The sequence below is a fragment of the Rahnella aceris genome (genome assembly GCF_011684115.1).
Classification (GTDB): Bacteria; Pseudomonadota; Gammaproteobacteria; order Enterobacterales; family Enterobacteriaceae; genus Rahnella; species Rahnella aceris.
Genome location: NZ_JAADJV010000001.1, coordinates 2,023,256 through 2,035,417, shown reverse-complemented (window position 1 = coordinate 2,035,417; position 12,162 = coordinate 2,023,256). Strand labels below are relative to the sequence as shown.

Here is a 12,162-nt window from a genome sequence, read left to right as displayed (position 1 = left end):
GGATAATCGTGATGTTACATTACGCAATGTTTGAACATAGAAAAACACACAACTTATTGGATTCAAGTGCTTTTTTAAGTAAAATATAAGCTGTGACTATTTTTAATTTCATTTAATTCAGTTTTTATTTCTGTTTCCGGTCATCGCTCTCTGTCCTCCCGGGGGACAGGTCTGACAGTAAAACTTCCCGATTCAACGCCGTCACATTGCCCCACAAGAATGACGAACCAGCCCTTCCCATTCATGCCGCGAAGGGCTGGAATATCAGAACTTCGTCCAGCCGCCATCTTCTGTGGTTAAGACTCTGCTATTTTTTTGTGTTTTATTTTTGGGAAGAAGACTCGCTGAAGAAAGGGGAGCCCTGCCTTCGATTTTAAACACCGAGACAATTTCTGTGAGCTGACGTGCCTGCTCTTCAAGTGAGGCGGCGGCGGCGGCTGATTCCTGCACCAGTGCGGCATTTTGCTGCGTAACACTATCCATTTGCACGACTGCTATACCGATTTGGTTTATTCCTTTGCTTTGTTCAGTCGATGCAGCCGCTATCTCGCTCATGATGTCATTTACACGGCTGACAGAGCTGACGATTTTCTCCATGGCTCCCCCGGCCTGGGTCACTTGTTCTGACCCGGACTGAATGTTCTCAACCGATTCATTAATGAGCACACCAATCTCTTTTGCGGCTTGTCCACTGCGCTGCGCCAGATTTCTTACTTCGCTTGCAACGACGGCGAATCCCCGACCTTGCTCTCCGGCTCGTGCTGCTTCAACAGCGGCATTAAGAGCAAGAATGTTGGTCTGGAAGGCTATACCATTAATAACACTGATTATTTCTACGATTTTATGCGAGCTGGCGTTAATTTTTACCATGGTAGATATGACGTCGTTCACAATAACACCGCCTTGGTTTGCCTCCTGAGTTGCCTGTTCTGCCAGTGTGCTGGCCTGACTCGCATTATCTGCATTATGTCGAACGGTTGAACTCAGTTGTTCCATGCTTGCGGCTGTCTCTTCAAGTGCAGATGCCTGTTCTTCTGTCCTGGAGGAAAGATCGGTATTCCCGGTGGAGATTTCACTGGAGCCTTTATAAATTGAATCAGCGCTGTTTCGGATGTCGTATACTGTTTTTGCCCAGTTATCTTGCATCTTGTTGATATAAGGTATTAATTGTCCAACGCAGTTTTTACCCTGGAAAGCAATTTTGCTGTCAAGTATGCCGGTTGCCAATGATTCAAGGTGAGCTTTCACTTTGTTTAATGGTTTAACAAGAAAGTTTGCCAGATAACGATCGCTCAAAAGCATAATGACAACGCTGAGGGCCATAGCACCTATAAGTATATATTGGCACCATGCAACCCACTGGGTAATTCTGTGATTCGCTTCAGCGTTAAGAGAGGTAATTTTGTCATTATATTTTTCTATGGCTGCACTAAAGTTACGTCTAAGCGGAAGATATTTATCATTTTTTAAAGACGCGAACAGACTTGTATTTTTCACTGCTGCTGATTCATACATGGGGAATACAGCACTGTTGAAAAGAGTAAAGGAACTGTTATAGATATCGTCCACGGTGTTGGAGTCTAAATTCCCATGATCAATATTTTTAAATTGATCTAACCCTTTTTTAAGACTTTCTAATTCAATCAACGTGGCTTTTATTTCAATATCATAAATGCCGTTATTGTTTTTTTCTAACCCAGCTATAGCGCGTTCCAGTGCTGTTACTGCACGGTAATACTGTGCATTGGCACCATTGATGATGTCACCGTTTTGCTGTTGAACATTGGTGAAGTTCAGTTCACTTTTTAACTGATTAAGTGAGTATAAAGCGAAACCTGATACTCCGGCCCATAAAAGTGAAAAAGTGATGAGAATGGTTATTAATACTGTTCGTATTTTAATATCTCTTATAAATCTCACTTTAGAATCCTCATGTATTTAAACGATAAATTCGCCCTCAACAGGCTTCGGATTTTTTTTATAATTTATAAAACAGCTGAGCCAGCTTTTTTATATTTCATTGATCTCACTATCGGCATCAAAATTTATATCTTGAGCTGTTTTTTGATTTATAAAAGTGAAAAGTATGTGGAGAGTCTTTCGTGTTGAAAAGTATAGATATTACTTAATGATAGGGAAATACTAATATGCATCCTAATTACCAGTCCTTTAAGTGTTTCAGTCAGATTTAAATGGGTAGCAGAATTACCGACCGTTAATTGTGTGGATAAAATTAATACACATTAAATTATGACTGAACGTAGAGTACGTGAATCAGCGGGGGAATATGGCACCTTCGTTGTACTGCTGGATTTTTTAACCAATTGATTTTTCATGATTAAAGTAAAAACTCTGTCCCATATTGCCTGAGTATCTGCCGTCATATTCCTCATCAACAATGGAAATGAAACTTTCCGCCAACGTTTTGAACTTGATAGTTAAAGCGTTTCATTCTCATTTGCAGCCAGATAAATAGCGTTGTAACTTTGAGGTTCCGCCACAACGATAAGGAAAGGAAAATGAAAGCTGCTGTTGTGAATAAAGACCACTCTGTGGACGTCGTGGAGAAGACTCTGCGCGACCTGGAACATGGTGAGGCACTTTTGGAAATGGAGTGCTGTGGTGTATGTCATACGGATTTGCATGTCAAAAACGGTGATTTCGGTGACAAAACCGGCGTAATCCTCGGGCATGAAGGGATCGGTATTGATGTTAATGATCAGCAACTGGAGTTTGCCGCCGATATGGGGGCTGACCTGACCATTAATATGCGGAAAGACGATGCAGCAAAAATTATTCAGGAGAAAGTCGGTGGCGCTCATGCTGCGGTGGTAACAGCAACGGCGAAATCCGCTTTTAACTCCGCAGTGGATGCGATGCGCGCTGGCGGTCGTATTGTCGCCGTGGGTTTACCGCCGGAATCCATGAGCCTGAATATTCCTCGTCTTGTGCTTGACGGCATTCAGGTCGTCGGTTCACTGGTCGGTACCCGTGAAGATCTGGCTGAAGCTTTCCAGTTTGCCGCTGAAGGTAAAGTGGTGCCGAAAGTCACAAAGCGTCCGCTGGGCGATATCAATGCGATCTTCCAGGAAATGGAACAAGGCAAAATTAAAGGCAGAATGGTGATCGACTTTACGCATAAGTAAGGTTTTCAGGGTGTCGGGTGGCGCGACTTAGCATCTTTTGCTGCGTCACTCATGACTTACGCGCGAGATAGCCGATAAAAAAAAGCCCGCTCGGGGCGGGCTGAAAGGGGTAATGCGAGGGTCTTACACACTATGAAGGACAGTTCACAGTGGACACAGGAGAAGAAATATCGTCTTCGGATATAAAAGTAACAAACTCAATGTCTATTTATGTCAAAGCTAAGTAAGTTTATTTCCCGACTTGTAACCCCGTCAGATCACTATTTACTCAGGCGCTATACTCAAAATATTCCGCGTGAAAAACAATGTACTGCTAAACCTAAGTGGTGCTAAAGGAACACTATGCGATATTGGGTTAGCTTCATTGTGATTATTGGCATCGCCTGGTTCAGTGGCCCGTGGATAAGCCGTCATGTGCCTTCTGAATATAATCCTTTCACACCGATAACTATTAATGACCCGCCGAATCTGATCACCCGCTACAAATTAAGGAAGCTGGATAACAATCCTCAGGAATGTCTGGCTGTGCTTGAACGGGCTCAGCAAGAGGGGATGATTGAGTTTAACAGCGCCGGAAATATGGGCGGGAAATGTCCGCTGACTCATTCTGTGCGCGTTCGCGGATTTGGTGATGTTTCATTGAGTTCGAGTTATCTGGCGAGCTGTCGCCTTGCACTGAGCAGCGCAATGTTTGTCGCGCAGGTGGCGAAACCGCTGGCCACTCGGGAATTAGGTTCGCCGCTGGTGCGTATTGATCATCTGGGCAGTTATGCCTGCAGGAACGTCTATAACAAGCCCGACGCCCGGCTAAGCGAACACGCTACGGCGCAAGCGCTGGATATTGCCGGTTTCTCGCTGGCTGACGGGCGCCATCTTACGGTGCTGAAACAATGGCCTCAGCCCGGCGCAGAAGGGGAGTATGTGCGGACATTATTTTCAGAGAGCTGCCCGTATTTTGGCAATTCCATCGGGCCGGAATACAACGCAGCGCATGCCAATCACTTCCACCTCGGCATGCGCTGGTTCGGTTTTTGCCGTTAATCGACTAAATAGCGCTCCACCAGACGCGTCCAGTAGGCGGTGCCAAAGCTCAGGCTTTCATCATTAAAGTTGTAGGCCGGATTATGCAGCACCGCGCTGTCTCCGTTGCCCAGACGCAGGAAGCAGCCGGGCTTCTGCTGCAGGAAATACGCAAAGTCTTCACTGCCAGAAATAGGCGGAAGATTATCGACCACGTTTTCTTCACCCAGCAGTTCTTTTGCCACTTCCACAGCAAATGCCGTTTCCTGATCGTGATTCACCAGTACCGGATATCCGGGAACATATTCAATTTCAGCGCGGGCACCGTAACCGGCAGCGTGATTCTCTGCCAGAGTTCGGATACGTTGCTCAAGCGTTTTGCGGACTTCGGGATCGAAGGAGCGAACACTCATTTCAAGGCGTGCAGTTTCAGGGATGACATTCGCCGCATGCCCTGAATGTAATGAACCGATGGTGACAACCGCTGTGTCATTAGGGTCGATATTGCGCGAAATAACAGACTGCAGGGCGATGACCAGACTGCTGGCAACCAGTATAGGATCTACGGTCATATGCGGGCGGGCTGCATGTCCGCCTTTACCATGAATAGTGATGTTGACCGTGTCGCAGGCTGCCATAAACGGGCCAGAACGGAACATCATTTTGCCGACCGGATAGCCGGGATGATTATGCAGCCCGTAGACGGCATCACAGGGGAATCGTTCAAACAACTGTTCGGCCAGCATGCGCTCCGCACCGCTGTTAAACCCAATTTCTTCAGCGGGCTGGAAAATAAGATGCAAGGTGCCGGAAAAGTTTTTGCTGCGTGCAAGCTGTTCAGCGGCACCCAGCAACATCGTCGTATGGCCGTCGTGGCCGCAGGCATGCATTTTTCCAGGAAACTGGCTGGAGTAGCTCAAGTCTGTTCGTTCGGTGATGGGCAGGGCATCCATATCTGCGCGGATGCCAATGCTACGTGACCCGTTTCCATGCTTCATTGAGCCGACGACGCCGTATCCGCCCACGGCGGTGGTCACCTGATAGCCTAGAGATTCGAGTTTTTCAGCGACCAGTGCTGCGGTTGCAGATTCTTCATTGGAAAGTTCAGGGTGTTGGTGCAGGTGTTGGCGAACCTGGCGCAATTGCGGAACGAGATCCGCTACGTCAGCGATGGTGCAAAGTGATTTATTATTCATTATAAGGATCTGTTTTTTGCCTGAAAGAAATCCGGCCAATATGACCGGTGCCATGTCATTACCTTTGACAGAATGCAATGTGAAATCCGGACTGGCAATACATAAATCAGGCAAAAAAAGGACTTTTGAAAATTATGGAATGTTCAATTCAATAACGGTATGTAATTGATGTGACAGACTAAAGTTTTTTCCGCGACGTTACGCAATTCAACATTTTGCTGCTGGATGGTGTCAGCGGTTAACTGTAACGTTGTGATGCAGACCGGGCTGACTGGTAATTCATGAAATATCAGGCAAATGGTTTTCCATCCGCCTGATAAAGGTCTCAGATAAAGCAGCAGAATCGAGGAGGTAATGGCGGGTTTCAGGCGGGCATATAACTTATTGAGTGCTCCAGTGAGTCACACTGGGAATCGATAAGAACATTCCAGATACCTTTATAAGGGATCCCCACATAAGCCGTATTTTGATCATTAACCGTCAAAATATCGCCGAAACCTGAGTGACGTCCTTTTCGCTCAACATCATTTTCACACATCAGATGAATGTGACATTTTTCTGAACAACGTATGACGACGGTGTCGCCACCAAACAGACTCAATCTGGCTCGAACGATAGGCATGACTTCCCCCAATAAGATAAAACACCTGAAATACGCTGTAACCGAACACTGCCAGGTTTGACGCCACCCGGACCGGGAGTGATATTGGTCACACAACGCTCTGGAATCTATAAAACCAGACAAAAGAGGGGGAAATAATGACCTTAATCAAGAGTTGTAATAATCTTCCGAAGATTAATTGTTAGCCACTCAAACACATGTAAATGAAAATGATCTAATTTCTAGTAAGGAGGTTGGAATGTTGCTGTCAGGTTATCGGCGGGTGAGTAATGCAGGTGAGCGGTAACACACAAGGCGTCTCTTTCCGGGAATTGATAATATGTATTCATTCGTTACAGAGTAATAAAATAGCTGCTTTTTCTTTCACAAGCTGACACCCTATAGGCGTATGGCATGTGCGCTCGCTTTAAATTGATTATTATCGGTTTTTTTACCGTCTCACGCGCCCATTCTGCGGGTGATGAAAAAAATGCGGGCGCTACACTTTCTAATTTTATCCAGTTATAAGGGCATCGGATGAATTGCTCCGAAAAATTCAAATATGTCAGAAACTTCAGTGCGTTATCCCTGGTTCTGAATGCTTTTTTTAGCCTGCCGGTACATGCGGATGACGCACTGTTACGGGCGTGTAGCAATGCAAAAACGGCCAAGGATTGCCAGTTGCCTTTCCAGCAAGGGCTTTCCCCTGTGCAGGTCGGGTTATCCCGCGAACCGTTGTGGGGGTACGTGGATACCACCGGGCATATGGTGATCAAGCCTGATTTCAGTGAAGCCCGGGGTTTTGTGAACGACCTGGCTGCTGCGAAAAAAGGCGATAAATTCGGCTATATCGATAAGAAAGGCCACTGGGTTATTGAACCTAAATTTACGCGGGCAACCGATTTCAATGCACAAGGCACCGCGCTGGTCGTGACCGATAACCGTCTGGTACTGATTGATCGCAAAGGTGCAGTGATAAAAACGCTGCCGTTTGCCGTTTCTCTCGACAGCCAGGGATTTGTGCGCGGTCAGGCATTGGCAAGTGTGCAAACGCAAGTTTCGCCTGCCTTGTGGAATGCCTCCACAAATCGTTCCCTTTCTCTGCCTGATGATGTCATTGCACTGGATTTGCCTCAGTCCGGGCTGATTCCAGCTAAAAAGCGTGATTCTGCGCAAGACGGTTACTGGGGATATCTCGATGAAAATGGTGACTGGGCGATTGACCCGATGATCCTGAAAACCCGCGACGAGCCGCAATTTAGTGGTGATGTCGTTGCGGTGAAAACCAAAAACGTCTGGATGTTCGTTGACCGGCAGGGTGTTTCGTTAAATAAAGAGCAATATAAATCTGTACGTCCGCTGGCTTCAGGTAGCTGGCTGGTTACAGCTGCGGATAGCAGCAAACAGTTGCTCAACAATAAGCTGGAAAAAGTGCAGGATATTCCTGCAGATCAATCTGAAAACATCCTCGACTGGGGTAAAGCTACGCTGGGAACGGGCAGTAAAGGCATTGTGATTATCGGTGCTGATAATCAGGTTGCTTCGCTGAAAGTGAATAAGCCGCAAGTTCTGCAACAGGGCAACCGTCTTTGGGTGATGCAAACTGAGGGGAAAACGCCTCAGGTCGCGCAGATCTATGACAATAACGGCGTAGCGCTTCTTAATGACGCCACGCTGACAGCGCTGAAAGACTATCAGTTAAGACCATTGGCCACGACGCCGATGACCGATGACATCAATGCTTTGGCGCAAGCAACCACAGATACGGCACAAAGCCTGCCATGGGCAGTTCTGACGCCTGTTGATGCGACAAAACCTCCGGCAATCCTCACCTCCCAGGGGAATGTGCTTTCCGATCCTCAGTGGGCATCGATTGAAGGAGAGGCTTCTCAGGCTCCGTTGATCATCCATACTGAAAACAAAAAAGTTGGCGCGATCGATGCCGCAGGGAAATGGGTTATCCAGCCAGTCTTTACGCAAATCACCCCGTTTAACGGCGACTATACCTGGGCCACTGACAACAATGGCAATACAGACGTTAAGCACCTTATTGATCGCAGCGGTAACGCGATAGACGTTCCGGCAAATATTCAGCAAAGCGCTCAGCGTTTGTCATCCGGACTGCTGTTTTATACCGGGGGCGAAAAAGATGCCCAACGCTGGGGCTTATGGGACATTGCGAGTAAAAGCAATAAAGCTGCACCTCAGTTTATTCAGATTGATTCCTTCAATGACGGTTATGCCCTGGCGCAGACAGATACGGGCTGGGGCGTGATCAGAACCGACGGCAGTTGGGCGATTGAGCCTGATGCGGGCCGTAGCGGTAAATTCCAGTATATCGGGCAAGGTGCTTTTACGCTTTCTGATAACGATCAGCCCGGTGAGCGTGGTGCGCTTGCCAGCCATTACAGCCTCTACAGCGCTGAAAACGGTCAGGCTTTAGCCACAGATTTGCTCTCAAGGCCGCAGCCTGTGGGCCGCAACCACTGGCTGGTTCAACCTTCCGAAGGTGGTGTTGCATTGCTCGACAGCGCAGGGCGTTTCCCTGTCAGCAAGGCAATTACTGCATCTTCAAGTTCTGTTGATGGCGACTGGGTTATGCTCAGTTTTTCCCCTCATTTTGGGGCGATTAACAGTCAGGGCGACTGGCAAGTCCCACCACTTTATACCGCTGAATTCAATTTCATCCCGCCTCTTAATCTGAGCCGCGCGGTCAGTGATGGCCGCGTCACATTGATTAATGATCATGGCGCGGTTCCGTTAGACGGTTTTGAACAGGCCCAGGCATTGAACTCGATGGCGCGGTTGGTCATGAATGACGATCTTACAGGCGAAACTGTGTTGTATGACAACGACGGCAATGAGATTCAGCGCTTCGCCGGACTCGACAGCCTGCAGGCGGATAAAGCCAATTCTGGCGTCATCCCTCTGCGTGATAGCAAGGGCCTGTATGGTTTTGTTGATCAGCAAGGCAAGAAACTGATCGGTTCTTACTTTGATCAGGTTGGTGCAATGAGCAATAATTTTGCTACCGCCATGAAGAAATCGACCTATGGCAATTTGCTAGGTTACATCAATACCACAGGGCGTTTCGCTATTTTGCCTAAGTTCGATTGGGCAAATGATTTCAGCGAGAAACATGCCTGGGCAGGGGGTAAAGGTGTGGTCAGTTTGCTAAACGGTGATGGCGCTGTTCAGGCGAAAATTCAGGTGCGCTGTAATCAGCGTGTCATTGTGGATGCTAAGGGGGCTTATCTCTGGCCAGCCAAGGCTCCTGCATGCGGTACCGGAGGTAATTAATGATTGTCAGCAAACCTTCAAGGCTAAGAAATGCACTCCGTTGTGCTCTGAATACCAGCAGTACACTGGCCTTATTGACGCTGACATCCGCTGCAATCGCGGCAGAGCCCGACAGTTGCTTTGCGCCGTTATCTGCGGCGCGGGCGGATGCACAAAGGCATAATGCATTGCCTGTGGTTCAGAATTTATGTATCCGTGATGTCCATGAAGGCCGTGCAGCAGTGCTTTTGCCTGCTGCAGATGCAAATGGCGAGCGTTGGGGCTTTTTAGACAATCAGGGGCAACTGGTCATTAAACCTGTTTTTGAAAAAGTCGGTGACTATCATTTTGGTGCCGCCGCTGCCATGCAACAGGGCAAGTGGGGATTCATCGATCTGACAGGAAACTGGATGATTCCGCCGGCCTTTGATCGCGTCCAGCCCTTTACCGAATCCGGGTTGGCCGTGGTGACGGCGGGAGGTAAACCACAAATTATTGACCACAAAGGTGCCCAGGTCGGTAAAGCGCTGGATGAATTAGTGGATGACGCCACTCTGAGTGACGGCATTCCGGCCCGCCTGAGTCTGACGTTTAACAGCGTTCTGCTTTCCCCTGATGGTGTCCGTCATGTGGCTACCGACAAAATGGAAGTGGTTGAACCGTTTGGCCCGAAAGATCTCTTTATCGCTTTTGATGCCAGCAAAGGTTACGGCATCATTGATGGCAATCTTACCTGGCGCGTTCTGCCGCAATACACCGCAATCACCCTTGATCCGCAAAACTCTTCTGTTGCCCTGGCGAAAAATGCGGAAGGAATTACCTTAATTCGCACCGACGGTGTGCCGGACGAACAGAAGTACTTGTCGGTCAGTGAAGAAACTGGCGCTTTCTGGCTGGCAAAAACCCCTGAAGGGATCAAATTACTTGATAATTCCGCAGTGGTTATCGCCACCTTTAGCGAAGCCGAGGCCTCTTCGCTACGTGTCTCCGGTGATTACGTGTTGAATCCCGTCACCAAAGACGCTCTTACATTGTATGTACCGGGACGTAAACAACCTCTTTTGTTGCCTGCGGGCAGTGAGCCCTGGGAGCACAGTACGGGTGAATACCTGATCACTACCAAAGGTGACCCGAAAAAGGTCAACGCGATTGTTGCACCTTCTGGCGGCATCATCGGAGGCTCACAGAATGTGGGCTGGCTGGCGCAAATCAACAGCGCAGAAGTGATCAACCACCGTTTATGGCTGCGCAACGACCAGGGTGATGTCGTCAATATTGTTGATGCATCAGGAAAGGCGTTACTGAATCAGAAGAATAGCAGCGCCCTTGATGGCAGCCGGATTGAACCTCTCTATGTCAGAAATGATGTTACTTCTGCACAATCGCCACTCGCACTGATTCGTCCTGAATCCGGAAGCGGTAAAAACGGTGCCGGTTTCCTGCGCCCGGACGGTTCACTTCAGCTCGACAGCAAATGGCAGGATATTCAATCTGCTGACGCAGACGGTAATATCGAACAGTTTATTGTCAGAACGGCTGAGGGAACCGGTGTTGTCGATGCTCAGGGGAAAATTGTTATCCCGCTGACCGAAGACAATATTTCGCCCTTTGTTCATGGCTACGCGCTTGATTATCTGGACGGCAAGCTGACCGCACTGGATCACGCGGGTAAGCATTATGATTTGCCCAACGTATTCGAGATTGAGTCTGTGGGTAACGGCTGGTTCCGTTTTCGCGAAACCGCTGCCGAAGGCGCGCTGTGGGGCATCTTTGATGTCAACACACAGAAAACGGTTGTTCAGCCCTCTTATCAGGATTTGGGTGACTACGCCGATGGTCTGGCGGCGTTCAGAGCGCCGGGAGGCTTATGGGGCATTGTGGACGGTCAGGGTAAAATCATTGTTGAAGCGAAGTATGCTAAAGCAAAACGTATCAATTCTGCGCTCTGGCTGCTGACGCAACCGGCCGCTCCTGACCAAGCCGAATCCAGTGTGATTGCTGAAATCATTGGCAATGATGCGAAAGCGAGAGTCGCACCAACGGCGGGGTTATCAGTCACTCAGTTCAGTGATGGACGCATTCTTGCCACCTCTGCCGCAGGGCAGTCCTGGCTTTTGGATCCCCAAGGCAACATTGAACTGCACGAACAGCAAACCCGTATCAGCGCGCTGGGCGATTGGGTAAAATTATCCCGTAAGCCGCAGGAAGGTTATCTTTCTGCGCAAGGAGAATGGCAAATTCAGCCCGTAGCGGAAGCCCAAAGTTCTGCTTTTGTGCAGGGCCGTGCTTTGCGTTCGACGCCGGCAGGGTATGAGCTGATCGATGATAAAGGTGTGCGGGTTGCGGCTATGCCTGAGGGCAGGTGGACAATGCCGTCAGCCAGCACGTGGTCTGTCTCTAACGACCCGCAGGATGGTACGCCAGCGACCCGTTATGTCGACAACACCGGTAAATTAGTACTGACGGTACAGGGGAATGCCAGCCTGATGGTGAATGATCATGCTGTACTGACACGCGCAGACGGCATGAAAACCTGGATAAACGGCCAGGGTAAACAAGCTGAGGGCATTGCTTATGCCGACTTAGGTTTGCCTGTGGATGGCCTGGCATTCGCCAAAACGAACAATAATTACGGGTTTGTCGATGTACAGGGTAACTTTGCCATTGCACCGCTATTCAGTGCCGTCTCACCGTTTGACAGCGGCGTTGCCGTCGTTTCAACGCCTGCGATGTCAATGATGATTGATAAAACGGGTAAACCGCTTGCAAGGATCGATAAGGAATGCGGCATTGCCGTTTTATACGGCGCTGGCAGCGCAAGACAGTGGCCGGTAGCGATGCCGGATAACTGCAAACCGTAGAACGCATTTCTGGCTTTTAAAACCCGCTACGGCGGGTTTTTTTGTGCTAATGTTTAACT

General features: G+C 48.6%; 7 protein-coding genes. 4 read left to right on the top strand and 3 right to left on the bottom strand.

The window, feature by feature from the left end:
* Positions 1-264: 264 nt before the first annotated feature.
* Positions 265-1,920 (bottom strand): methyl-accepting chemotaxis protein, encoded by a 1,656-nt coding sequence (locus GW591_RS09180; RefSeq protein ID WP_013576166.1) that lies wholly within the window; start codon positions 1,918-1,920, stop codon positions 265-267.
* 599 nt (positions 1,921-2,519) lie between these two features.
* On the opposite strand from GW591_RS09180, the gene GW591_RS09175 reads away from it, so the two are divergent.
* The gene (locus tag GW591_RS09175) at positions 2,520-3,146 is read left to right on the top strand and encodes a zinc-binding dehydrogenase (protein ID WP_013576165.1); all 627 of its coding nucleotides are present in this window, start codon (positions 2,520-2,522) and stop codon (positions 3,144-3,146) included.
* Positions 3,147-3,488: 342 nt separating this feature from the next.
* Positions 3,489-4,187 carry an extensin-like domain-containing protein gene (locus tag GW591_RS09170; RefSeq protein ID WP_013576164.1) on the top strand — a complete coding sequence of 233 codons (699 nt, stop codon included), beginning with the start codon at positions 3,489-3,491 and terminating at the stop codon, positions 4,185-4,187.
* Here the strand turns inward: GW591_RS09170 and GW591_RS09165 are convergent.
* Both GW591_RS09165 and GW591_RS09160 read right to left on the bottom strand, forming a co-directional pair.
* Positions 4,184-5,362: a M20 aminoacylase family protein gene (locus GW591_RS09165; protein WP_119262245.1), complete on the bottom strand. Its 1,179-nt coding sequence runs from the start codon at positions 5,360-5,362 to the stop codon at positions 4,184-4,186. The genes GW591_RS09170 and GW591_RS09165 overlap by 4 nt on opposite strands.
* 364 nt (positions 5,363-5,726) lie before the next feature.
* On the bottom strand, positions 5,727-5,984 hold the full coding sequence (locus GW591_RS09160; RefSeq protein WP_013576162.1) for a DUF1883 domain-containing protein: 258 nt from the start codon (positions 5,982-5,984) through the stop codon (positions 5,727-5,729).
* Between the two features lie 516 nt (positions 5,985-6,500).
* Here GW591_RS09160 and GW591_RS09155 point away from each other — a divergent pair.
* On the top strand, positions 6,501-9,263 hold the full coding sequence (locus GW591_RS09155) for a WG repeat-containing protein (RefSeq protein ID WP_119261798.1): 2,763 nt from the start codon (positions 6,501-6,503) through the stop codon (positions 9,261-9,263).
* Complete coding sequence (locus GW591_RS09150) at positions 9,263-12,103, top strand: WG repeat-containing protein (protein ID WP_121020112.1); 2,841 nt, start codon at positions 9,263-9,265, stop codon at positions 12,101-12,103. Before GW591_RS09155 ends, GW591_RS09150 begins: the two co-directional genes overlap by 1 nt.
* Positions 12,104-12,162 lie beyond the last annotated feature (59 nt).

Bases quoted from the DNA above. Each gene is read 5' to 3' on its own strand.
- GW591_RS09155 (WP_119261798.1), top strand. From the start codon at position 6,501: ATGAATTGCTCCGAAAAATTCAAATATGTCAGAAACTTCAGTGCGTTA.
- GW591_RS09165 (WP_119262245.1), bottom strand. From the start codon at position 5,362: ATGAATAATAAATCACTTTGCACCATCGCTGACGTAGCGGATCTCGTT.
- GW591_RS09150 (WP_121020112.1), top strand. From the start codon at position 9,263: ATGATTGTCAGCAAACCTTCAAGGCTAAGAAATGCACTCCGTTGTGCT.
- GW591_RS09175 (WP_013576165.1), top strand. From the start codon at position 2,520: ATGAAAGCTGCTGTTGTGAATAAAGACCACTCTGTGGACGTCGTGGAG.
- GW591_RS09170 (WP_013576164.1), top strand. From the start codon at position 3,489: ATGCGATATTGGGTTAGCTTCATTGTGATTATTGGCATCGCCTGGTTC.
- GW591_RS09160 (WP_013576162.1), bottom strand. From the start codon at position 5,984: ATGCCTATCGTTCGAGCCAGATTGAGTCTGTTTGGTGGCGACACCGTC.